This is a genomic window from Shewanella holmiensis (genome assembly GCF_025370255.1).
Lineage (GTDB): Bacteria > Pseudomonadota > Gammaproteobacteria > Enterobacterales > Shewanellaceae > Shewanella > Shewanella holmiensis.
The window spans coordinates 36,133-60,511 of sequence record NZ_JAMTCD010000016.1; the positions used below are offsets into that span (position 1 = coordinate 36,133).

The 24,379-nt window shown below is 41.9% G+C and carries 23 protein-coding genes; 12 read left to right on the plus strand and 11 right to left on the minus strand.

Going from position 1 to position 24,379, the window contains the following annotated elements; all coding sequences use genetic code 11:
* Positions 1–426 precede the first annotated feature (426 nt).
* Positions 427–831 carry a hypothetical protein gene (locus tag NE535_RS12570; protein WP_261298977.1) on the minus strand — a complete coding sequence of 135 codons (405 nt, stop codon included), beginning with the start codon at positions 829–831 and terminating at the stop codon, positions 427–429.
* Positions 832–940: 109 nt separating this feature from the next.
* The gene (locus NE535_RS12575) at positions 941–1,567 is read right to left on the minus strand and encodes a hypothetical protein (protein ID WP_261298978.1); all 627 of its coding nucleotides are present in this window, start codon (positions 1,565–1,567) and stop codon (positions 941–943) included.
* Between the two features lie 388 nt (positions 1,568–1,955).
* On the opposite strand from NE535_RS12575, the gene NE535_RS12580 reads away from it, so the two are divergent.
* Positions 1,956–2,447, plus strand: a complete 492-nt coding sequence (locus NE535_RS12580) for a TIGR00645 family protein (RefSeq protein WP_261298979.1) — start codon at positions 1,956–1,958, stop codon at positions 2,445–2,447.
* A 159-nt stretch (positions 2,448–2,606) separates the two neighbouring features.
* On the opposite strand, the gene NE535_RS12585 is transcribed toward NE535_RS12580, so the two are convergent.
* Entirely contained in the window at positions 2,607–3,908 is a 1,302-nt protein-coding gene (locus NE535_RS12585) for an anaerobic C4-dicarboxylate transporter (protein WP_261298980.1), read from the minus strand.
* A gap of 152 nt (positions 3,909–4,060) precedes the next feature.
* Positions 4,061–5,041, minus strand: a complete 981-nt coding sequence (locus NE535_RS12590; protein ID WP_261298981.1) for a helix-turn-helix domain-containing protein — start codon at positions 5,039–5,041, stop codon at positions 4,061–4,063.
* Between the two features lie 596 nt (positions 5,042–5,637).
* On the opposite strand from NE535_RS12590, the gene NE535_RS12595 reads away from it, so the two are divergent.
* Both NE535_RS12595 and NE535_RS12600 read left to right on the plus strand, forming a co-directional pair.
* Positions 5,638–6,615 carry a DUF1852 domain-containing protein gene (locus NE535_RS12595; protein WP_261298982.1) on the plus strand — a complete coding sequence of 326 codons (978 nt, stop codon included), beginning with the start codon at positions 5,638–5,640 and terminating at the stop codon, positions 6,613–6,615.
* A gap of 90 nt (positions 6,616–6,705) precedes the next feature.
* Positions 6,706–7,740 (plus strand): methionine synthase, encoded by a 1,035-nt coding sequence (locus NE535_RS12600; RefSeq protein WP_261299031.1) that lies wholly within the window; start codon positions 6,706–6,708, stop codon positions 7,738–7,740.
* Between the two features lie 56 nt (positions 7,741–7,796).
* Here the strand turns inward: NE535_RS12600 and NE535_RS12605 are convergent, their stop codons facing one another.
* Positions 7,797–8,486: a zinc metallopeptidase gene (locus tag NE535_RS12605; protein ID WP_261298983.1), complete on the minus strand. Its 690-nt coding sequence runs from the start codon at positions 8,484–8,486 to the stop codon at positions 7,797–7,799.
* A gap of 351 nt (positions 8,487–8,837) precedes the next feature.
* Here NE535_RS12605 and NE535_RS12610 point away from each other — a divergent pair, with 351 nt between their 5' ends.
* Positions 8,838–9,428, plus strand: a complete 591-nt coding sequence (locus NE535_RS12610; protein WP_261298984.1) for an excalibur calcium-binding domain-containing protein — start codon at positions 8,838–8,840, stop codon at positions 9,426–9,428.
* Positions 9,429–9,907: 479 nt separating this feature from the next.
* On the opposite strand, the gene NE535_RS12615 is transcribed toward NE535_RS12610, so the two are convergent.
* Positions 9,908–10,825 carry a LysR family transcriptional regulator gene (locus NE535_RS12615; RefSeq protein ID WP_261298985.1) on the minus strand — a complete coding sequence of 306 codons (918 nt, stop codon included), beginning with the start codon at positions 10,823–10,825 and terminating at the stop codon, positions 9,908–9,910.
* Positions 10,826–11,002: 177 nt separating this feature from the next.
* On the opposite strand from NE535_RS12615, the gene NE535_RS12620 reads away from it, so the two are divergent.
* Complete coding sequence (locus NE535_RS12620; protein WP_261298986.1) at positions 11,003–12,010, plus strand: NADP-dependent oxidoreductase; 1,008 nt, start codon at positions 11,003–11,005, stop codon at positions 12,008–12,010.
* A gap of 191 nt (positions 12,011–12,201) precedes the next feature.
* On the opposite strand, the gene NE535_RS12625 is transcribed toward NE535_RS12620, so the two are convergent.
* From NE535_RS12625 to NE535_RS12640, 4 genes are all read right to left on the minus strand, one after another.
* The gene (locus NE535_RS12625; RefSeq protein ID WP_261298987.1) at positions 12,202–12,543 is read right to left on the minus strand and encodes a hypothetical protein; all 342 of its coding nucleotides are present in this window, start codon (positions 12,541–12,543) and stop codon (positions 12,202–12,204) included.
* A 31-nt stretch (positions 12,544–12,574) separates the two neighbouring features.
* A complete protein-coding gene (locus tag NE535_RS12630) occupies positions 12,575–12,700 on the minus strand; it encodes an HNH endonuclease (protein WP_261298988.1) in 126 nt (41 codons plus the stop codon).
* Positions 12,701–13,097: 397 nt separating this feature from the next.
* Positions 13,098–14,735 carry a chaperonin GroEL gene (groL, locus tag NE535_RS12635; protein WP_261298989.1) on the minus strand — a complete coding sequence of 546 codons (1,638 nt, stop codon included), beginning with the start codon at positions 14,733–14,735 and terminating at the stop codon, positions 13,098–13,100.
* Between the two features lie 57 nt (positions 14,736–14,792).
* Positions 14,793–15,083, minus strand: a complete 291-nt coding sequence (locus tag NE535_RS12640) for a co-chaperone GroES (protein ID WP_188842565.1) — start codon at positions 15,081–15,083, stop codon at positions 14,793–14,795.
* A 208-nt stretch (positions 15,084–15,291) separates the two neighbouring features.
* On the opposite strand from NE535_RS12640, the gene NE535_RS12645 reads away from it, so the two are divergent.
* Together NE535_RS12645 and NE535_RS12650 are read left to right on the plus strand one after the other, a co-directional pair.
* Positions 15,292–16,659 carry an MATE family efflux transporter gene (locus tag NE535_RS12645; protein WP_261298990.1) on the plus strand — a complete coding sequence of 456 codons (1,368 nt, stop codon included), beginning with the start codon at positions 15,292–15,294 and terminating at the stop codon, positions 16,657–16,659.
* A 30-nt stretch (positions 16,660–16,689) separates the two neighbouring features.
* Positions 16,690–17,073 carry a hypothetical protein gene (locus NE535_RS12650; protein WP_261298991.1) on the plus strand — a complete coding sequence of 128 codons (384 nt, stop codon included), beginning with the start codon at positions 16,690–16,692 and terminating at the stop codon, positions 17,071–17,073.
* Between the two features lie 62 nt (positions 17,074–17,135).
* Here the strand turns inward: NE535_RS12650 and NE535_RS12655 are convergent, their stop codons facing one another.
* Positions 17,136–17,696: an FxsA family protein gene (locus NE535_RS12655; protein ID WP_261298992.1), complete on the minus strand. Its 561-nt coding sequence runs from the start codon at positions 17,694–17,696 to the stop codon at positions 17,136–17,138.
* Between the two features lie 204 nt (positions 17,697–17,900).
* Here NE535_RS12655 and cutA point away from each other — a divergent pair, with 204 nt between their 5' ends.
* The 5 genes from cutA to NE535_RS12680 all read left to right on the plus strand — a co-directional run bounded on the left by cutA (position 17,901) and on the right by NE535_RS12680 (position 24,339).
* Positions 17,901–18,224 (plus strand): divalent-cation tolerance protein CutA, encoded by a 324-nt coding sequence (gene cutA, locus NE535_RS12660; RefSeq protein ID WP_261298993.1) that lies wholly within the window; start codon positions 17,901–17,903, stop codon positions 18,222–18,224.
* Positions 18,221–20,080, plus strand: coding sequence for a protein-disulfide reductase DsbD (locus tag NE535_RS12665; RefSeq protein WP_261298994.1), 1,860 nt, complete (start codon positions 18,221–18,223; stop codon positions 20,078–20,080). Before cutA ends, NE535_RS12665 begins: the two co-directional genes overlap by 4 nt.
* A gap of 184 nt (positions 20,081–20,264) precedes the next feature.
* Entirely contained in the window at positions 20,265–21,926 is a 1,662-nt protein-coding gene (locus tag NE535_RS12670) for a cation:proton antiporter family protein (protein WP_261298995.1), read from the plus strand.
* A 194-nt stretch (positions 21,927–22,120) separates the two neighbouring features.
* Positions 22,121–23,266 carry a galactokinase gene (galK, locus tag NE535_RS12675; RefSeq protein WP_188842551.1) on the plus strand — a complete coding sequence of 382 codons (1,146 nt, stop codon included), beginning with the start codon at positions 22,121–22,123 and terminating at the stop codon, positions 23,264–23,266.
* A gap of 44 nt (positions 23,267–23,310) precedes the next feature.
* Positions 23,311–24,339, plus strand: coding sequence for an aldose epimerase family protein (locus tag NE535_RS12680; RefSeq protein ID WP_261298996.1), 1,029 nt, complete (start codon positions 23,311–23,313; stop codon positions 24,337–24,339).
* Positions 24,340–24,379 lie beyond the last annotated feature (40 nt).

The window sequence follows — 24,379 nt, forward strand, 5'->3', positions numbered from 1 at the left end:
TTATGTATAAGACCGAGAAATTGGCATTAAAACGTAACAAAAAACACCCAAAAATGAAATGCTAACGTTAAATAATTTATGTTTAACTGTTTATTAAAATTGACAAAAATAATATTAAGCAACACTTATAAAGCAATATTGCTATAAATGAACTGAAACGAACAAATAACACAGAATTTATTACATCCTCAAACAATTAATACCTCGTGGCTATCTTATGCTCCCGACGATATTGCCCCTAATCAGATCAATATCCCTCATCGAGACAATATCAATCGTTTCATCGTGTAATGTTCTATTTGAGCCTAACTCAAGCATAAATGATTTTTATTCATCGAAATCAGTTATTAAAAGAAAATGCCCTGATTTACTGTAAAATCAGGGCATTTATTGAACTAACAATCTCTAGCCAACAGACTAAACCGGTTAACGTACCCACAGCATTAGTTCATTGGCATTTATCACGCCATACTGTCTTTTTACCAGATTACCAACAGGATCAAAAAGTAGTAACTCGGTTGAGTTGGCGCGATATTTAGCAATCAGTTTCTCGCCATTAGGATCACCGACTCTAGCAAGTAAAAACACAACATTATCGCCAAGATGAGCACGGGCTTCGTTCATCTGTTCTGTTTGACTATTACTCACCGTCAGGTTGGGATCATACACAAACACTACCGCAGGCTTACCCATGCCAATTTCTTCATGGGTAGTGTTAAACCCCTTTGGCATCACCATCATAAGAACCGCTAATAAAGCTACTATCGCGGCAATGACGCCAAACACCATTAACGGTTTTCTAGCAGTCTTGTTTGTTTGATGTTCATCCATTATTTGAGCTCTCTTACGCTTAAATTTATCCCCATTAAAGCAGTGTAATAAACTAACCTGAGGCAAAGATTAAAAATTTATCAAGCTCTCCACTAAATGACCCAATTTATTAAAACAAGTCTTCAAACCATTTTTTGGCGGTGCCTAAACTCACCATCACTTTAAGCTTGAACAGTGCCATAGTGTCGCCTGATTCTAAAGCGGGCTCACCACAACGGGGATCGGAGCGCTGCAATGCGCCAGTCATTTTGTGGTCAATCGGGATAGGTTCACAACCATGCCCAGACTCGCAAATAAAGTCCCACTTCTCTTTCGCGGGTAAATGACAAGCAAAGCAATTACCGCCAAAACGATTATTTACATCTATAAATCCACGTTTAGCAATTTTTGACCCTGTTTCATCGACTTCTAATTCGAAAAACTCCCAGTCGCCAGTGACTGGAGAAGTACCTGGTTCACGCTTGACCATCACTTCAGTCGGTACCAACTGCACTACTGAACCTGTCGGATAAATTGCGCCTTCGGGGGCATTGGCCGCGGCCAACGTCGCATCAATATTGCCCAGTACATTATCAACATAAAAATGGCGCACTGGCGTCATTTGTCGAATACAACTAAAACTGGCTTCATTGATATTAACAACAGCGTTTCCAGGTGATGCGGCATATGCTGTACTTCCCATCAACGTCATTAAAAGCATTGCTGTGCTTTGGGCAATTATTAATAGGGTTTTCATGGTATTCCTTGGTAAACGTTATTCATTAAAGCAAATGTCAGTCTCTACTTATCGCGGTTGTTAACTGCATTGACGCTTTAGCTTTGGTGTTATCGACATTTTGTACCTATCGATATTGCACAATTAATTAAACAGATGACATTTAGATTAGACAAACTTTAAATAGATGGCAATTTAATTGTGCGCAATCTAACTCTCATGTTATGACTTTTTATTACTCATGACAAGTCTGTGCAGCATAAATTGCTTCCACTAACACAAAACACACCAAAGATATGTCTTCAAGCTTGCTACTGCGCCTAAGCACAGTTAAAGTTCATTCGCTTATGGTTTAACCCTAAGTCGCTTGTCTGTTTTTAGTGTATTTCATTTGAAGGGTCAGTTTTGTATGGAAAAAATGTTTGAGAAGTTAATGTATGCATCCCGCTGGATCATGGCGCCTATTTACTTAGGATTAAGCCTGGTTTTATTCGCCTTGGGCATAAAGTTCTTCCAAGAAATCTTTCACATTCTACCTATCATCTTCGAAATAAAAGAAGTCGACTTAATCCTCATAACACTCTCTCTTATCGATATCACTTTAGTGGGTGGTTTACTGGTTATGGTGATGTTTTCAGGTTACGAAAACTTCGTCTCGCAACTTGATGTAGGTGAAGACAGTGAAAAACTCGGCTGGCTTGGCAAAATGGATTCTGGCTCACTTAAAAACAAAGTGGCCGCATCTATTGTTGCAATATCGTCTATACACTTACTTAAAGTGTTTATGAATGCCGAAAATATCGAAAACGATAAAATCATGTGGTACTTACTTATCCACATCACCTTTGTGTTATCTGCATTCGCGATGGGGTATTTGGATAAAATTAGCCGTAACAAGTAGCAATACTAGTCGTGATTAAATTTATCTAAAAAACTCAAACAAAAAACCAAAAGCCCCGATACCATTAAGTATCGGGGCTTTTGTTTATTGGTTTTGAAGCTAATTACCTCTATTCTGCAGTGCAATGTTGGCACACAGAAACGTCTTAGATAAATAGGCCTACAAAATAATCTCGGCTAATACAAATCCAATTATCACCGAACTAACAATCGACACCACACCGGGCACCACAAAAGGATGATTAAATACCCATTGGCCAATTCGGGTCGACCCAGTGTCATCCATTTCAACTGCCGCCAACAAAGTGGGATATGTCGGCAATACAAATAAGGCACTGACCGCTGCGAAAGAAGCTATCGCAGCCTCAGGGCTAACCCCTAACATAAAGGCCGATGGCATTAACGCTGCTGTGGTTGCGGCTTGCGAATATAGCAACATACTCGCTAAAAACAAAATGATAGCCAGCATCCACGAGTGCTCTTCTAACAAGCCGCCCGATAGCGCTTTAATCTCTTCTAAATGCCCAGCAACAAAGGTGTCACCCAGCCACGCCACGCCCAAAACACAAATACACGCACTCATGCCCGATTTAAACGTCGCCGCGTTAAGCACCTCGGCGGTATCGACTTTACAAAACAAGGTAATCGCCGTGGCGGCGGTGAGCATAAACACCATGATGGCTTCATTTCGTGGCAATGTTGGATTATCAATCAGACCTACCGCATCACTAATCGCCGTGGCGTAAAACACCACCGCCACAATTGCCACCAGAAACACCATTACCGAACGCTTAGCTCCTGCTGGTAACTCAGTGTTATTCATATCGCGTTTGCTGACTAACCCTTGTGCTAAACGGTCTTGATAAACGGGATCATCTTGCAACTCTTTACCCATAAATTGGGCAACAAAAGCGCCCACCATACAAGCCAAAAAGGTAGCCGGAATACAAATCATCAATAAACTGATATAGCCCACGCCTTTGCTTTCAAGCATACCGCTCATCAGTACAACCGCTGCAGAGATCGGTGAGGCGGTAATCGCAATTTGCGAGGCAACAACCGCAATACTTAAAGGGCGCGAAGGACGAATACCCTGCTCTTTCGCCACCTCGGCGATAACCGGTAAAGTAGAAAATGCCGTATGCCCCGTACCCGCAAACAGTGTCATGGTATAAGTAACAATCGGGGCTAAAAAAGTCACCTGCTTAGGGTTTTTACGTAAAACACGTTCAGCGATATTGACTAAAAACTGCAAACCACCGGCAACTTGCATCGCCGCAATAGCTGCGATAACAGACATAATGATCAGAATAACATCAATAGGAATGATGCCAGGTGTCATCCCTAAGCCCAGAGTTAACACCAACACACCCAAACCGCCAGCAAAGCCAATACCAATGCCGCCTATTCGTGCGCCGATAAAAATGGCGACCAATACCACCACTAACTCAATTGTTACCATAAATCCTCCAAGCCTTAATTGCGGCGCACTTTACTGCAAAACCTCAATAGGCAATAGATGATTAAATCAATAAAATATCAATTAGCAGCACAAAAGACCGTAAGTGTTAACTTGAGCAGGTAACATCGCCCACTGATTTCACAGACCTCACATTAGGCAGTGTCTTTATTAAGTAATTCCATTAACCCCACTAATGCGCCAAACAGCACAGCCCCGACAGGCCAAACGATCCAAGTGACACCCCAAGCCATTGTCCAAAAGCTCCAACCAAGATAGATAGCGGTTAACAAGGGCCAATAAAATTCAGCCAACTTCTCTGCGCGTTTAGCGCGTTTAGTTGTTTCAGTCTCTTTAACCGTTTCATTTAAGACATTGCTATAGGCATCATATCTAGCTGACACGGGCAAAATAATACATAGACCAACGGCAATCATAAACAGCAGAACATCGACCATTAATAAAACAATGTCTTGCTCAAAAGAAAAGATACTCACACACATCAACGGAAAAAAACTCACAATAAAACAGAAAATAGCGATAGATAAGCGACGATTATAAGTGGGTCTAAACTGTTTACGTTTTTCATAAAACGCACTGTGAACACCATAAGCGAGTTCAAATGGCTCATCTTCTATCGCTGATATTTCATCTTGATATTGGTTTGTTTTGATAAAAAAGCTCACCCCAATGGCCACCAAAATCAACACACTGACAATACCCAGTGCAACAGCCAGATCACCCGTCATATTAAATCGGTTCGTTTGCGCCATCGCCATAAAGAAAAATAACGGCATAGCAGAACACACACACAACACCACGCCTTTGGTGACAGCATTGGTCATTGCAATTTTATGCTCAACATACTCAGTCGCTTGTTCTAGGCTGATATGATTAATGCCTAGTTCTTTGGCTTCATTCACAGCCTCAAACTGCTCGTTCTCATCCTTCAATAAGAAGTCTGTAGACACATCAAAAATCTGTGAAAGCAAAATGATTTTATTCAAATCAGGAATGCTATTTGCCCCTTCCCATTTAGAAACCGACTGACGAGAAACATTCATTTTCTCGGCCAATTCTTCTTGCGACCAGCCCAGTTTTTTCCTTAATCTAATAATCTTATCTGCAAGTATCATTAGTGAATCCTTTTAATCAATAATTGAGCAGCCAGCATAAGAAATCAGCCAGTTGCTCACTAGCAAGCCAGCTTGTTAATCTGTCAACCAGCAGTTGCATTATTGATTATTAAGCCATAATTTGGCTATTTTTTGTATCTAATCGCTATACTTAGCACAGAATCTGAAACACGGTGCATAACACTCTTCCACCCTATCGATATTAAAAAGCCCCGACATATTATGGTGTCGAGGCGCTAATTTTTTGTTGCTATAAGCCTTTTTGCAATAGTTCTGCAAGCCATCATTTCAAGAATGATTAAGCAACGCAGTGAACGTTAATTACAGCAATTTACGCCTACACTTAACGCTCCCGTTATTAGCGTTTTAATACCGCGCTATCTCAACCATTTCCTGCTCCAAAAACTCAACATGAATAGCGCTCATGTTGCTGCAGAAATTTAATCAATTTTCATCAAGTAATGAAACACGTATAAATCAAACACAGCTTAGAAAAACTTGATACGACTGATTGGCAGTGTTCAGAAAACAGCAAAATGCTAAAAAAATTAGCCAATATTCAGCTTTGATTACACAAGATGGAATACCAGAACATCATGAATAACCAATTTACTTTTACGATTAAAAACATCTGTCTCGATGAGAACTACCAGCCGTCAGACAGTACTCGCATTACCACTAACTTTGCTAATTTGGCCAGAGGTGAAAGCCGCCAGCAGAACTTACGTAAAGCGTTAAAGATGATTGATAATAGTTTTAATGCGTTAGCTTATTGGGACAATCCAAAAGCTGACCGTTATTCCGTTGAGCTTGAAATTGTCTCTGTTGATATGGAAATTGAAAACAGTGGCCAGACGTTCCCATCGATTGAAGTATTAAAAACCCATATTATTGATCATCAAACTAACGAGCGTATTGAAGGCATAGTCGGTAATAACTTCTCTTCTTATGTGCGAGATTACGATTTTAGCGTATTACTGTCTGAGCATAATAAAGGCCAAAGCCAATTTAGCATTCCTGATACCTTCGGCGACTTACACGGTAAGCTGTTCAAGTATTTCGTTAATTCAGACACCTATAAACAGCACTTTAAAAAAACACCCGTAATATGCCTGAGTGTGTCAGATAACAAAACCTATCAGCGCACAGGCAATCAACATCCATTACTGGGCTATGAGTACCAACCAAATGAGTCGTCGTTAACTGAGCAGTATTTCAAAAAGATGGGCCTACAAGTGCGCTATTTTATGCCGCCTAAAAGTGTGGCGCCTTTGGCATTCTATTTCTTTGGAGATTTACTTAATGATTACAGCAATCTTGAGTTAATCAGCACCATCAGCACCATGGAGACGTTTCAAAAGATATACCGCCCTGAAATTTATAATGCTAATGCTGTCGCAGGTAACTGTTATCAACCTAACTTGAACAATCAAGATCACTCATTAACTCAGATTGTTTATGACCGAGATGAGCGCAGTAAATTAGCCATTAAACAGGGTAAGTTTGCTGAGGAATACTTCATCAAACCGTATCAAGCCATTTTAGAGCAATGGTCTGCTAGCTACTCACTGTAATCAGCAGCACTAATAACAGTGCATGAATAAACAAGCGCAATCAAAACACTTTTAGCAAAACGGACAGCAGCACTTATGACAACGAATACAGTGAAACGATTACTGCCAACATCAACGGCTGGCAGCTTACCTAAACCTTCATGGTTGGCAGAACCAGAAGCGCTTTGGTCACCGTGGAAATTACAGGGTAAAGAGTTGATTGACGGTAAGCACGATGCGCTACGTTTATCACTACATGAGCAACAGCAAGCTGGCATTGATATCGTCAGCGATGGTGAGCAAACCCGCCAACACTTTGTCACCACCTTTATTGAGCACTTAACCGGTGTGGATTTTGAAAAGCGTAAAACCATTAAAATTCGTGACCGCTATGAGGCCAGCGTTCCAACAGTAGTTGGTGCGGTTTCTCGGCCAAAGTCTGTGTTTGTTGAAGATGCAAAAATACTGCGAAAACAAACCAATCAACCGATCAAATGGGCGCTCCCTGGCCCTATGACCATGATAGATACTCTTTATGATGCCCATTATCAAAGCCGTGAAAAACTGGCTTGGGAGTTTGCCAAAATTCTCAACCAAGAAGCGAAAGAATTAGAGGCTGCAGGCGTTGATATTATTCAATTTGATGAGCCGGCATTTAATGTGTTTTTTGATGAAGTGAATGAATGGGGTATTGCTTGTTTAGAGAGAGCAATAGAAGGACTTAAATGCGAAACAGCGGTGCATATTTGCTATGGCTACGGCATTAAAGCCAACACAGATTGGAAAAAGACCTTGGGTACTGAGTGGCGCCAATATGAACAAGCTTTTCCCAAGCTACAACAATCTAATATCGATATTATTTCGCTTGAATGTCACAACTCCCATGTGCCCATTGAACTGCTTGAGCTTATTCGCGGTAAAAAAGTCATGGTCGGTGCTATTGATGTTGCCACTAACAACATTGAAACACCTGAAGAAGTTGCCGACACCTTACGTGAAGCGCTCAAATACGTCGATGCAGATAAACTGTACCCATGCACTAATTGCGGTATGGCGCCATTATCTCGAGATGTCGCAAGAGGAAAGTTACAAGCATTAACAGCAGGAGCTGATATTGTTCGAAAAGAGCTTACTTTAACGAACTAGCAACTAGCTAACTAGTCGAACACAATCATGATACACAGGCTCGCAAATAAAACCTTTTAGCGACGCAGCACCGCTATCCAGCGGCCAAGATTGAGTAAGCTGGCCAGCGAGCCAGCCACGTAGGTTAGCGCCGCAGCCTTGAGAATCTTCTCCGCATGTTTTAGGTCCCCATCGTGCAGGTAGTTGCCCTCTTTTAGTATGGGCAGCGCCTTGCCATAACTGGCGTCGAACTCCACCGGCAAGGTCACCAGATGCACAACAGTGCTCAACCCCATCGACAGCAAGCCAATCAACATGGTCAACGCGCCAGCCTGTGGTATACGGGTAAGCATTAAGACCACTGGCGCCGCGAACATCATTATGCCGGCAATACGCTCACCGACCATTGCAGCTCTAGCCAGCTTCTGCCGCATCAAAAACAAAGACTCGCCGCGAGAATCCTGCAGCGCATGCCCAACCTCGTGGGCAGCGACAGTCACAGCTGTTAGGGAATGACCGGAATAGTTATCCGGCGAAAGGCGAACAGCCTTAGCCGCGGGATCATAATGATCACCGTCAGGCGTCTCTTCAACCTTAACGTCATTTAGGCCAAAACTATCTAGAAGATGACGCGCAAGTTCACAACCGCTACCTTGCTGACGGTAGCGATCGGTGGGCTGTTGGTACTTGCTCATGATGTGCTTGACCCACAAGCCAGGCAAGAACACGCAGCCTGCAATGACAATAATTAGAATGATCCATAGCATGCAAACCAGTATGCCATAAACATTGGTATAACTCTCACCGCTTTTAGCCAAAGCCTTTGACAGTTACGCGAAGCCTTTGATCATGGATGTGTGTCGTTGAGGATGATTTTATTAACGGTTTAAATTGACTGCTATTTTTATACAAATTCAATCAATAATCATAGCTTTATCAATCTATAATTGGGTATTATGGTAATGATTTTTATCAAGTTATGAATGGATGCTGTTAGCAAAAGCTTATCAATACTCAATCACATTAAATTGCCATTTCGCAGCGCATTATCTCAAGTTAACCGATATCCTAAAAAATACTGTAAGTTCGTAGAAGAAGGTACTAAGGAAAAGGAATTCATGGAAAAAGGCACGCTTATTCGCTGGAAAGATGACAAAGGGTTTGGATTTATCAAACCGACAATGAGTATTGATAAAACAGAAGTGTTTATTCATATCTCAGAACTGAAACACATGGCAAGAAAACCCAAAGTCGGTGATGAAATTCTGTATCTGCGTGAACAGCAACCTGACGGTAAAGTAAAAGCCATTAAAGCCAGTATCGAAGGTGTTGCAGTTATTGCAAGTACCAAACACGTTCGCACTAATAGTAGTAATCAAGCATACAAAAGTCGCCAGCCTCGATCATTCATATCCAAACTGATGCCTGTTGCACTTGTCGTCGTCGCGGCATTTGGATATTCAAAGTATCAACAATTCAATGACACGTCAGTTATAACTCATGACGATGCAGAGAACATAAAGTGGCAACCCACAGCAAGTCCTATAAAATCAATTATCAAACAATCATTTCGCTGTGAAGCAGGAAAAACACACTGTAGCCACATGCGCTCATGTGAAGAGGCTACCTTTTACATTAGAAATTGCCCAAATACTGAAATGGATGGAGATGGTGATGGTGTGCCGTGTGAAAGACAGTGGTGTAATTGATTTTTTGGTATAGCGAAAGAGGGTGTAACATTTGACTCTTTTAAACTGATCTTACCCTGCTTTATAGAATTAACGCTGGCTTTTTAGTCTGCACAATAGACATTATGAGGTATTTACTCATCCACATGACCTTCGAATTACCGACCTTCACCATAGGATATGTATGTTAAGGCAAAGGCATAAAGTTTGATCTGACCCCACTTATTCTTAGTGCTATATTTGAAATTTTTATATATAAATACTTATCCAACTAAAGCCAATTACTTGCATTCCATTTATTCAATAAATTGTTTTTTGTTAAATTATTAGATAGTTAACGGATTTTATACTCGTTCATTAACCCGAGTTGAGGTTAAGTATTATTTTCATAAGGCATAACGCCCCCGAGTTATAAGTTACATTAATTGGCCAAAGTGAGATAGAACACTGGTTAGCCCAGAGGGAGGATGACAATAACTTTTTAAAAAATTTAAATAAAATTAATCAATATTGAGTTGATGCATGATAAAATCTATGCATAGTTTTACTTTAGAAATTTGATACTTTGAGCGTTGATACAATATAAAAATACCGGCATCAGCACGCTGAGTAATATTTATTGGAAAGTCAGTTGCCACTTCAACTAACTCCCCTGATTCAATATATTTATCTACTCCCCAAGACGGCGCTAACATCAGTCCTCGATCAGCCAACGCCGCATTTAATAATGTTTTCCCGTTGTTACAAATAACAACAGGGTTAATAGCAATTTTTTTCCAGTGACTGTTTTCGTTAACCCACCAAGGGAGCACACCACTGGCGACTCTATGTTGTAAGGTCGGGCAATGTTCTAAATCTTGAAAAGATAACACCTCTTTGTTATACAAAAGTTGAAGTGAATACAGCAGTTTTGGCGACGCTACTAATTTAAAGTTATTTTTACTTAATTGTTTCGCCACAACGCGCTCATCAGGTGTAAAACCAGAACGAATAGCAATATCAATGGGGTCTTTACCTAACACGGTCAGGCTATCAGTGTAGTCTAAATCAAGGGTTATTAACGGGTGATCTTGCTGGAATTTTTCTAATATAGGCGACAGTATTTGCTCACCATAGCTAGGCATGGCACTTATTCTTAGTATCCCTTCGGGTGTACTCATACGCTGCATCATCAATTCATCCGCATCATCGAGCTTCTCCAGCCCCTCAATAATCATGTCGTAATAGAGTGAGCCAAGTTCTGTTAGCTCAACAATACGGGTTGAGCGCTTTAATAACTCTAACCCTAGTATTGATTCAAGATCTTTAATTCGTCGCGAAATAGAAGAAGACGGCACTGAAAATTCTTGCGCTGCTAAACTAAAACTTTTTAATTCCGCTACACGTTTAAAGTAACGCAGAGCCCTCATTTTATCCATAATACCCACATAACCTGTATCAATAATGCCAAACAATGCCCTATTGTTGTTTTAAAGACAATAGTGATTTGCCGTTTTACCTATTTTTCTTTAGACAGCTTATCTGTAACATTCATCTCAATCGAGTTGCAGCAATGCATTAGCTCCCTTATAAAATATTAAATTAGGAATAAAAACATGAAAGCATTAATGATGACCCAATACGGCGATGTAAATACTAGCTTAGCATTTCAAACGGTAGCCAAACCACAAATTAGCAACAACCAAGTATTAATCAAAACGCATGCTGCAAGTATTAATCCGATTGACTACAAAGTGTTGCGAGGCGATATGAAAGCTTTTTCAAAACTTACATTCCCTGCAGGTATCGGCCGTGATGTCAGTGGCGTTGTTGCAGAAATTGGGTCAAACGTAAAAGGACTAGCCATTGGTGATGAAGTTTTTTCAAGAGTCGCTGAACCTTATGCAGGCACACTAGCGGAATATGCTGTTTCTGATGCCGATCATATCGTTAAAAAGCCAAACAATTTGAGCCATGAAGAAGCAGCAAGCATACCGTTAGTTGGCCTAACCGCATACCAAGCGTTAATCGATATTGCTAAGTTGCAATCAGGTGAAAAAGTATTAATTCATGCAGGTTCTGGTGGCTTAGGCACGGTTGCCATTCAGTTAGCAAAAAGTTTAGGCGCTTTTGTCGCAACCACAACAAGCACAGCAAATGTTGACTTAGTCAAAAGAATTGGTGCTGACCAAGTGATCGATTACAAAACTGAAAATTACCTCAATGAAGTTAAAGACTTTGATGTCGTGTTTGATACTTTAGGTGGAAACTACACAGCAGACGCATTTAAAGTTATAAAAATGGGTGGACGCGTTGTTTCTGTTTCTGGTGAGCTTGATGGTCAAACAACTAAAAATTTAGGATTAAGCTTTTTTATTCGCGGATTACTCGCCTTAAAAGCTAGAAAAGTAACAAAAGCAGCAGAGCAAAAGAAAGCATTGTACCGCTTTGTATTAATGTCACCTAATGGTCAGCAACTATCTGCCCTAGCTGATTTATATGTTGCCAATACAATCACCCCAGTAATTGACTCAGTTTACAAGTTTGATAACAGCGTAGAAGCATTTAATAGTTTAGTAAAAGGACGTGCTAAAGGAAAAATCGTTATTAATTTTGTTGACTAAATAGATAAGAAGCCCAAATGGTAATATTTGGGCTTCTTTTAAATAGTTAGAGCTATAATTATAGAGTTTTAACTCTACGTCGGGTAAGGAACAAGCATTACTACTTGTCCCTCCCCTAAGAACCGTACGTGCGAGTTTCCCCGCATACGGCTCAAGCCTTTATAAGTCAGTACCTAAGTACAGACCAGCGTCTATGAGTTTGCATAATTAAGGATTGCAACACCCATTACAAAGACGAACCAATATATAAACTTCGTTGTTTTCATCAGCCGCTCAAAGGTATCCCAATAGAACAACTTCTTATACCACGGAGCGTTAGACTTCTTGTAACGAGCTATATATTCGATGCCAGCTTGGGTTATAGATACATGCCAAAAGGCATCACTGGTATCAGTTACTGACCGCTTGCCATTTATGAAACCCTCACTATGTAACCATTTGAGCGAATCAAAGTGTTCGAACTTATCCGAGATAGATTCTATGATATCGCCTTCTTTGCTTAACAGTTTCAAGGTTTCAGCATGTTTATTCATAATAACCCTCCTCAATAGATAACACATTATATCATGAGGTTGCAGAGTTCCGAGCATGTAATTGCCTATGACAATTGGGGTGCAACAACACCAGATTCTCCATTTCATCACTGCCACCTTTCCCCCTTTCCACAATATGATGGACATTCCATCCCAATAAATGGGGTCAGAGTAAACTTATTCTTAAATCCCTAAATAACCAATAACAAAAAGCCCCGATACCGTTAGGTATCGGGGCTTTCAATTCTTTTACAACTAATCTGGCTTTAGCTTTTAGGCTTCAGACCAGCATCAACAATAAATGGGGTCAGAGTAAACTTTTTCTTAAATCCCTAAATAACCAATAACAAAAGCCCCGATACTGTTAGGTATCGGGGCTTTCAATTCTTTTACAACTAATTCAGGCTTTAGCTTTTAGGCTTCAGACCAGCATCAACAATAATCATCTAACGCAGGAAAAATGGGCTTAAAGCAAGGCTTTTTGTAGCGACGTGTAGCGTTTTTCTACACGAGCTGCAAAGTAACGCAGCTATAACCCATTTTAACCAGTTAGATTACATCATGCCGCCCATTCCGCCCATACCACCCATTCCGCCCATATCTGGCGCAGAATCCTGTGGTACTTCAGCAATCATAGCTTCGGTAGTGATCATCAAACCTGCAATCGATGCGGCGAACTGTAGTGCACTACGGGTTACTTTAGTTGGGTCTAGGATACCCATTTCTAACATGTCACCGTAGGTGTCGTTGCCCGCATTGTAACCGTAGTTACCAGTACCGTTTTTCACTGTGTTTGCAACCACTGATGCTTCTTGACCAGCGTTAGTCGCGATTTGACGTAATGGCGCTTCCATTGCACGTAATGCGATTACCACACCGTGTTTTTGGTCTTCGTTTAGCACTTCAACATCTTTGATTTTACTTGCTACGCGAACCAGTGCAACACCACCGCCTGCTACAACACCTTCTTCAACCGCTGCGCGAGTTGCGTGTAATGCATCTTCTACGCGGGCTTTTTTCTCTTTCATTTCAACTTCTGTTGCTGCGCCAACTTTGATTACTGCAACACCGCCAGCTAGTTTAGCCATACGCTCTTGTAGTTTTTCTTTGTCGTAGTCTGAAGTTGATTCTTCAATTTGTTGTTTGATTTGGCTAACACGACCAGAGATTTGAGTTTGGTCACCGTTACCATCAATAATGGTTGTGTTATCTTTAGTGATGATAACGCGCTTCGCTGTACCTAAATCTTCTAGGGTCGCTTTTTCAAGCTCTAGACCGATTTCTTCTGCGATAACTGTACCACCAGTTAAGATAGCTACGTCTTGTAACATCGCTTTACGACGGTCACCAAAACCTGGCGCTTTAACCGCTGCAACTTTAACGATACCGCGCATGTTGTTAACAACTAGCGTTGCTAATGCTTCGCCTTCAACGTCTTCTGCAACGATAAGTAATGGCTTACCGGTTTTAGCTAAACCTTCAAGGATTGGCAGTAATTCGCGGATGTTAGAGACTTTTTTGTCTACTAATAAAACGAATGGGCTGTCTAATTCAACGCTGCCTGTTTCTGGCTTGTTGATGAAGTATGGTGATAAATAACCACGGTCAAACTGCATACCTTCAACAACGTCTAATTCGTTTTCAAGCGCTTGGCCTTCTTCAACGGTGATCACGCCTTCTTTACCGACTTTTTCCATTGCGGTAGCAATGATGTCGCCGATTGACTCATCAGAGTTAGCAGAAATTGTACCTACTTGCGCAATCGCTTTAGTGTCAGCACATTCTTGAGAAAGTAGTTTAAGCTCAGCGACTGCTGCGATAACCGCTTTGTCGATACCGCGCTTAAGATCCATTGGGTTCATACCCGCTGCAACCGCTTTTAAGCCTTCAACAACAATAGACTGAGCTAATACTGTTGCAGTAGTGGTACCGTCACCGGCGGCATCGTTGGCTTTAGAAGCAACTTCTTTCACCATTTGTGCGCCCATGTTTTCAAACTTGTCTGTCAGTTCGATTTCTTTGGCTACTGATACACCATCTTTAGTGATTAGCGGTGCGCCAAAGCTTTTATCTAAAACAACGTTACGACCTTTAGGGCCTAAAGTAACTTTAACTGCATTGGCTAGAATGTTAACGCCCGCAAGCATTTTTACACGTGCGTCATTACCAAATAATACTTCTTTTGCTGCCATGTTGTGATGTTCCTTTAAATGAATAGTTTAAGTGGACAGTCTAATGATACTGGAGGCTTAGCCTACAACAGCCATCAGGTCAGCTTCTGACAGGATTAATACTTCTTCACCGTCAATTTTCTCTTTTTTAACGCCATAACCTTCGTTGAAGATCACAACATCACCCACTTTTACGTCAAGTGGTTTAACTGTGCCATTTTCTAAAATGCGACCGTTGCCTACTGCAAGAATTTCGCCACGAGTTGATTTTTCAGCTGCACTGCCTGTCAGCACGATGCCACCCGCTGAAGTAGATTCAACTTCTAAACGCTTAACAATAACTCGGTCATGTAATGGACGAATATTCATCTATGAACTCTCCTAATGATTTGATGCCCAAAAATCGAGGCGGTTTTATGGAAAAGGCTTTTACCTTTGATGGAAGTTATATGGGGGTGACACATCACACTTCCAAGGGCAAATCATAAAAAAACTACAGAATTTTTATGTCTCTTTTATTAAACCGCCCCAAAGCCTGATAGAATTCGCCTCCTTAATATTGCAAATTGACGCCGCCATGAAAGATAAACACGGGTTGCTTACTGCACCAATAGGTCGTGTGCTGTTTAACATGACCCTTCCTAACCTGATTGGTATTCTCACCATTCTGGGCGGTAGCTTAGTGGATATCTATTTTATCAGTCAGTTAGGTACTGAAGCCTTAGCCGCGGTCAGCTTTACTTTCCCTATTACCCTAGTCATTACCAGTATTGGCATTGGTATTGGTGCGGGGGTTTCCACTAACTTAGGCCGATTAATCGGCTCGGGGCAAGCTGAGCAAGCCAAGCTGTTTTTGTTTGATACCTTAATGCTGACATTGGCCATCATTACTGTGCTGAGTGTGTTGGGTGGCGTATTGATTGAGCCATTATTTAGCCTTTTAGGGGCGAATAAGCACAGCCTACCTTACATTCATGACTATATGATGTGGTGGTATTGCGGTGCACCAGCACTGGTGCTGTTAATGGTGGGAAACCAAGCCTTGCGGGCCACTGGCGATACCCGCTCTCCGGCAAAAATAATGATGCTTGCCGCCATCGTTAATTTGGTTTTAGACCCTTTACTGATTTTTGGCTTGGGCCCGTTTCCACGTTTAGAAGTTCAAGGTGCGGCAATTGCGACCATGTTGTCTTGGGTCATCGCCTTAGTATTAGCCGGACGGTTACTGATTGTTAAACGCAAACTGTTGCACAGTGCTAGCCTGGTAAAAGACCGTATGGTGAGCCATTGGCGTGCGTTAGCCCACATTGCCAGACCGGCCGCATTAATGAATATGATTAACCCAATCGCTAACGGTATTTTAATGGCCATGCTTGCCAGAATTGACCATGCGGGGGTAGCCGCTTTTGGGGCGGGCATGCGTTTAGAATCTGTGCTGTTACTGGTTGTCATGGCGTTATCATCTAGCTTGATGCCGTTTATTGCGCAAAATTTAGGTGCTGGTCAGCATGTGCGGGCCAAGGATGCATTATTGACATCACTGCGGTTTGTGCTGGTGTTTCAAACCTTGCTTTATATTCCGATGTACTTTTTTGCCCACCCAATTGCCCAGCAGTTTTCAAATGATCCAATAGTGATTGATTGGTTGACCTTTTATATTATTGCCTTACCCGCCGCCTATGGCCCTTTAGGTATTGTGATTATTTTTGCCACCAGCTTAAATGCATACCATCGACCGATGAGTTCACTGGTCATTAATTTATGTCGGTTAATGCTGTTAATGCTTCCCTTGGCGGCATTAGGCTCGTACATTGGTGGCGTAAAAGGCTTGATGTTGGCGTTACCCATTACCAATACTATTATGGGTATAGCTTGCTATATTTTAGCCACTAAGATAACCGAGCCCGTTAAACACCATCACACGACTGCAGTCATTGTCGAGTAATTATTAGCAACGTCACTGTATAGGCATGCCATGGCTATCCCAAATACCCCAACATCAAATCAACCCCCATCAATAAAACGGCCATTAAAGGCTGCACTGATGTCGGCCCTTATTTGCCCCGGCAGTGGCCAAATGTGGTTAGGAAAAAAATGGCAAGGTATTGGGTTTATGGCGTTGTCTTTTGTATGTTTGGCGGTAATGATGAACTTCGCCATTGAACGGGCACAGGTTATTGCAGATAAAATTTTAGCTGGTGAAGTGGCATTAGAATACAGCGCCATTTACGCACAAATTACTCAGGCACCTGATGGTAATATGGCACAAATAAGCACTTGGATAACCTGGCTATTTGTTGCCAATTGGCTAACCAGTATTATTACGGCTTATCTAGTGGCAAAAAAGACTGCGTCATAAACCGCAGCGGGTGCATTATATTTCTTGGATAAAAAAACCAGCGATTCGCTGGCTTTGTTCAATTATTTACGATCGTCATTTTGTTGATGATCGATTTGATGGCTTTCAGGTCGTTTTTGGCTTGGGTCGTCTTTATGCTCAAAATCGCCCTCAAAGGTATGACTATCTTGACCACGAGTGGGATCAAAAGGATTTTGTCCAAATGGCCCTTGATTAAACGGCCCTTGTTGGCCAAACCCAGGCTTAAAACCACCATTTGCCACCACTTGTAACTGCATGCGCTTATACATAAAGGCTGCAATCGGTGCACGGGTAAACGGGGTCAGTAGCAATAGCCCTAACGCATCAGTGACAAACCCCGGAATTAATAACAACACACCAGCGGCGGCTAACATCATACCTTCAACAATTTCTTGCCCAGGCGCTTCGCCACGTGCCAGCTTTTGTTGCACTGTCATTAGGGTGTTTAATCCTTGGCTTCTTACCAGTGATACTCCAACAATGGCAGTAAAGAATACCAACCCGATTGTTGGCCATACCCCTAAGGCATCACCCACTTGAATTAATACCGACAGTTCCAGCGCGGGCACAATAATGAACACTAATAATAAAATCAAAAACATGTAAACCTCGGTTAAACAGTGACTATCGGAATTAATTAATAAAATAATCGAAAGTTAATGAAAACTATATGGGGATTATACGGTCTATTTTCAAGAGACGTCACGGTTCTTAAACATAACAGTGAAATCTGCATCTAAAAACCGTAAAGTAACCCAATACTGCCCATTTTAGCTTAAGCTAACGTTAAGTTTAGAAGATATACAATGACCGCAGACTTTTTACTGATTTTTTCAACCTGTCCTGATAAAACCACCGCTGACCACATTGCGCGTGCATTAGTGGATGCAAAATTGGCGGCTTGTGTGCAACTTAGCCCATCAGTTGAGTCAGTTTATTATTGGGATAACCAAGTGTGTCAGTCACAAGAAGTGCAATTGCAAATCAAATGTCTTAGCTTACATTACTCAGCAATTGAACAAATGGTGATCCAATTACACCCGTATGAAGTACCAGAGTTAATCGCGACACCTATTATCAATGGGCTTGCGCCTTATTTAACATGGATAAAAGAAACCACTACATCATGAAAAAAATATTCGCCTTTGTTTTAACCTCATTACTACTCGTGTCCTCTATTGCTATTGCCCCTTTGGCGCAAAGTGAAGGGGTATTTAGTAAGAGTAAATTTAATTTTTTAAGCAGTGAACCTGAACTTTTGCCTGTGAATGAGGCTTTCTCATTCGATTTTAAACAGCAAGGTAATCAGCTGATGATAAGCTGGGTGATTGCCGATGGTTACTATATGTACCGTGACAAATTGACGTTTGCTGCTGACGGTGCGGTGATTGGTGATATCAATTTACCCCGAGGTAAAACCCATAACGACGAATATTTTGGTGAGCAAGAGGTCTTTTACTCATTTGTAGAGATCCCCGTCGGCATTAAAGAGGCCAGTAAAGAAGCCACCTTTAAAGTGACCTTTATGGGCTGTGCTGAAGGCACACTGTGTTACCCGCCTACTACTCGCGATGTTATTTTATCTGAAGTTGCAACCAATGATGGCAAAGTTGCCCAGGCTAAAAAAGTCATCGGTGCGCCTGAAGCATCCGAGACTGATAATGCCTCCAGCTCAACCACTCCAATAACCCAACAAGATACCTTAAGCCAAATGCTGCAAAACGACAGCCTGTTATGGACGTTGGCAATCTTTTTTGGCTTAGGTATTGGTTTGGCATTAACCCCTTGTGTGTTCCCTATGTATCCCATTTTGTCGGGGATTATTGTCGGCCAAGGGCAAAAGCTATCAACGGCAAAAGCTTTCACTCTGTCGATGGCCTATGTTCAAGGCATGGCAATTACCTACTCGTTACTTGGTCTTGTGGTTGCCAGTGCGGGCATGAAGTTTCAAGCAGCGCTACAACACCCGGCCATTTTGATATTTCTGGCAGTAATGTTTGTGCTACTCAGCTTGTCGATGTTTGGCATGTACGATTTAAAATTGCCATCAAAGTGGCAAGAAAAAATGAACTCGCTATCTAACAACCAAAAAGGCGGCAACTTAGTTGGCGTATTTTTAATGGGGGTTATTTCTGGATTAGTGGCATCACCTTGCACCACTGCCCCTTTATCTGGCGCACTCATTTACGTGGCGCAAAGTGGTGATCTGCTACAAGGCTTCCTAGCACTGTATGTATTAAGCATGGGTATGGGGGTTCCGCTATTAGTATTAGGAACATCTGGCGGAAAAATTCTGCCTCGAGCCGGTGCGTGGATGGATATTATTAAAACCATCTTCGGCTTCTTACTGATCTCTGTTTCTATCATGATGATTGGCCGTATTTGGGTAGGTTTAGTCTCTGATGTGCTATGGGCAATTTGGGGTGTAAGCTTGGTGGGTTACTTAATGCACCAAAACAAACTCACTCAATTTAACTGGAAACAAACTGTGCGCAGTGTGTTGCTGTTACTGGCCTTACTGGCGAGTTTCTCTTACGGTTTTCAAGCGGTAATGAGCCACTTTGGCTTCCAAACGCCAGCAATAAGCCAATCGGCAACAAATGGCACAGCAAAAGCTGAAGCCCATCACTTTATCAGGATTAAATCATTAGCAGATTTAGAAACTGAGCTGGATAAAGCCAGCATCAGTGGCAAAACTGTCATGTTAGATCTTTATGCTGACTGGTGCGTGGCCTGTAAAGAGTTTGAAGCGATTACGTTTGCTGATGGCGCAGTACTTGAGCGCATGGATCAGATGGTAATACTGCAAGCCGATGTCACTAAAAGTGATGCAGTTGATATCGAGTTACTTGAGCATTACGGAGTATTGGGCTTACCGACATTATTAATGTTCGATAAAAATGGCGCTATACGCGATGATTTACGTGTAACTGGTTTTATGGGGCCTAAAGACTTCGCGAATCACTTAGACTTGCTGTTGAAATAGTTATTTAGCAAATACTTTACTTGATGAAAATAAGCGCCTTTTTCTACAAAGGCGCTTGTTTTGTATTTAAAGGCACCTATTTTCATCCAAGTGCTTATTTTATATTGTGACGAAAAATCCCCCTTCGGCGATTTTTCTTATACAATGTTAGCTATCTTTCATTTATCGCTAAATATGGAGTGCTATGGAACCGGCAATCTTAATTATCACCTTACTTTGCGGCCTGCTTGTGAGTAAAGTAGGGTTACCGCCACTTATTGGCTACTTAGGCGCAGGATTCGTTTTATTCACATTTGGCATTCAAGACTCAAGCCTACCTTTATTAAAGCAACTTGCTGATTTAGGCGTCACCCTTCTATTGTTTTCAATTGGATTAAAACTGGATTTAAAAAGTTTATTTAAAGCCGAGGTGTTGGCCACATCAAGTATCCACTTAGTGGGTTCTATCCTCTTTTTTATTCCCGTTTTAAAGTTATTGGGCATGGCAGGCTTAGAGCAACTGGAAGGTTATAGCCTGAACCAGTTATTGCTGATCTCTTTTGCTTTAAGTTTTTCCAGTACCGTATTTGCAGTAAAAGTGATTGAAGATAATGGTGACATGAAGTCGCTATACGGCCGCGTCGCTATTGGTATCTTGATTATGCAAGATATCTTTGCCGTGGTGTTTTTAACTATCTCTAAAGGTGATATCCCATCCATTTGGGCGCTGGGGTTATTATTACTGCCGTTTACTCGACCACTTATTTACAAGGTCTTTGACCGCGTTGGTCACAGTGAAATGCTGGTGTTATTTGGCCTTGTGATGGCACTTGTGGTTGGCGCTTGGCTATTTGAAGCGGTAGGACTAAAACCTGATTTAGGTGCATTGATTATTGGTATTTTACTTGCCGGACACGCTAAGTCGTCTGAGTTAGCCAAGTCGATGTATTACTTTAAAGAACTCTTCCTGGTCGCCTTCTTCCTCACCATTGGCCTTAACGGTTTACCGACTTGGTCAGACATAGGTTTAGCCGCTATTTTAGTCTTGTTAGTACCCGTAAAAATTGTCATGTTCATCTACTTGCTGACACGCTTTAAGTTACGTTCACGTACCTCATTGCTAGCCTCGTTCAACTTAGGTAACTACAGTGAGTTTGGTTTGATTGTTGCCGCCGTTGCAGCCCACAAAGGTTGGTTGCCAGCATCATGGTTAATTATTATTGCTGTGGCATTAAGCATTAGCTTTTTATTTGCTGCGCCACTTAACACCAGTGTGAATAAGATCTACCAGCGCTTTCAACGCCATTTAGTCAAAATGGAAAAACATCCACTGCACCCTGAAGACCGCCAAATTAAAATTGGTAATCCTCGCTTTTTGATATTCGGTATGGGGCGAATTGGTAGTGGTGCGTATGACGAGCTTCGTTTGCGTTTTGATGGCGAAATTTTAGGGATTGAGCATAAACAAGAGTTAGTTGATTTTCATCGTACTCAAGGCCGTAATGTGGTGCAAGGCGATGCTGGCGATACCGATTTTTGGGAAAAATTAGAACGTGCGCCCAATCTTGAATTAGTACTGCTGGCGATTCCGCATCATGTGGGTAACTTATTTGCCGTAGAACAACTTAAGAAGCTGAATTACGAGGGCAAAATCAGTGCTATTGTGCAATACACTGAAGATGCCGATGCGTTAAAGGCTGCGGGGGTTGATACCGCTTACAACCTTTATGAAGCAGCGGGTGCCGGTTTTGTTGACCATGTTATTTATGAACTGTTAGACGAAAACCAAGAGCAAGTTAATCGTGCAGATAAAGAGGCCAATGAATCAAAAGCGGCCAACGAATCAGCATCTACATCATCAGTTTAATCCCAACATCACGCCTAATAGTACTAAGTGATTGTTAATTAAAAACGCTTCGAAAAATATCGAGGCGTTTTTTGTTTCTGTCAGCGTATTTTCAATTTGCACTTAGTTAAAAAAATCTCAGTTACAGTTACTACTGAGTCGTGATATAAATCAAGGTAATCACGTGATCACTTTCTGTTGGAAATTTTCGAAGTATGTCTAACCCAGCGCAACGGGCAACTAAATTATTTGTGCAAACTTTTGGCACAAAAGCGGATGATTTATACCAGGCTCCTGGCCGGGTAAATATTATTGGTGAACATACCGATTACAATGAAGGATTAGTCCTGCCTGCAGCCATTAACTTTCATACTGTGATTGCGGTTAAGCATCGTGAGGACAATTTATTTCGCGCGGTAACGGATGCCTTTCCAGGGCAAATTAAGCAATGGACATTCGGTGAGGAAGGCTCTGTCTCTTCTAATGATGATTGGGCAAACTATTTAAAAGGCGTAACCGCGGCAATGCATATGTCGGGGCTGCAAGCCAAAGGACTGGATTTGGCCATTGTGGGTAACGTGCCACTTGGTGCAGGGTTATCTTCATCTGCCGCATTAGAAATCGCATTTGGTACTGCAATTAGCTATGCCAGCCAATTACATTTATCCCCTTCGGCAATTGCATTATTAGCCCAACGCGGCGAAAGCCAATATATGTGCCTTGATTGCGGCATTATGGATCAAATGATCAGCGCGTTAGCGGAAGAAGATCATGCACTATTAATTGATTGCTTAGAGTTAGAAAGCGAAGCGATTTTGCTCCCTGAAAACCTCAGCATGGTAGTGATTGACCCTAATATCAACCGCAAAGCCTTTATGATGCAGTTTGAAGAACGTAAAAAAGACTGTGCGATCATCACCCAGTTACTTGGGTTAGATTCTTTACGGGATTTATCATTAAGCTATCTAGAACAGCAAAGAGACACCTTATCTTCTGAACAGTTTAGACGAGCTCGCCATGTGATCACCGAAAACACCCGCACAAGTAATGCTGCCAGAGCGCTTCAACAAAATGATATTGCGCGTTTTAGCCAATTAATGACCCAATCACATGTGTCGTTACGTGATGATTTTGAAGTTATCGCCCCCGAAGTAGACATTCTCGTATCGATGATTTCTCAACATATTGGCGAACGGGGTGGTGTGCGCATGAGTGACGGTTGTGTACTTGCGCTGATCGAGCATGAACTTACCGATGACGTGATTAATTTAGTTGAACAAGAATACACCCAGAAAACGGGGCTAGAGCCTCGTATTTTACTGTGCTCAGCCAGTGCTGGCGCAGGCAGGATAAGTAAATAAAAACTCAATTACCCGAACCTTAAATACAAACCAGAGAGGCCTCAATGGTACGTTTTAGTGTGCTTGAATCTTGGCAAGATCCCCGTGGTGAAGAAGTCGAACGCATACGTTTAGACAATGGCACTATCGCAATGGAAGTCTTGAGTTTAGGCGGCATAATCCGGTCATTGTGGGTGCCAACCAAAAATGGCGAACGTCAAAATGTGGTTTTAGGTTGTGACAATATAGCGGATTATTTAGCCCAGTCAGCTCACTTAGGGGCTATCGCTGGCCGTTATGCCAATCGTATCGCAAACGGTAAATTGTCTTATGACGGCGTTGATTATCAACTCAGCGTTAATCAAGCCACAAATTGCTTACACGGCGGCACCGAAGGCTTTAACCGCAAACATTGGCAATTAGGCACCACCAATGATGGTGTGCGCTTGACCCTGCACAGTCCTGATGGCGATATGGGGTTTCCGGGCAATTGTAAAGTTCAGTTAGATTATCGCTTAGTGGGTAATAACCTATATGTTGAAATACTGGCGACAACAGACAAAGCCTGCCCCGTTAGCTTAACTCAGCACAGTTACTTCAATTTAGACGGTGGTGACAGTAATACCACGCACCACATTCAAGTGGATGCCAAGCAATATCTCACCATGAACGATGTTGGTGTGCCCACAGCGATGGTAGCCACGGCTGGTACAGATTTAGATTTAGCCGCTATCACACCTATGGCAGTACAAACACAACGACCCGCTTTAGCCGCAACCCACGGATTTGATCATTGCTTTGTGATGGATAACATAGACGGTGATTTACAACGTTTTGGCGCGATTTCAAGCTCTCAAAATGGCGTGAAGATGACGGTTTATACTAATCAACCGGGTGTGCAATTTTACGGCGCTAACTTTTTAGGCGGAGTAGTAGGTAAAAAACAGCAAGTGTTCACTCACCATCAAGCTGTATGTATCGAGCCACAAATGCTACCAGACTCACCTAATCAGCCTGATTTACCGGGTAATGCTTGGTTAACCCCCAATGCGATTTACCATCATATTTCACGGTATGAATTTTCAATAGCATAAACACTGCAGACTCAATAAAAAACAGGGGTAAGTCTTCACT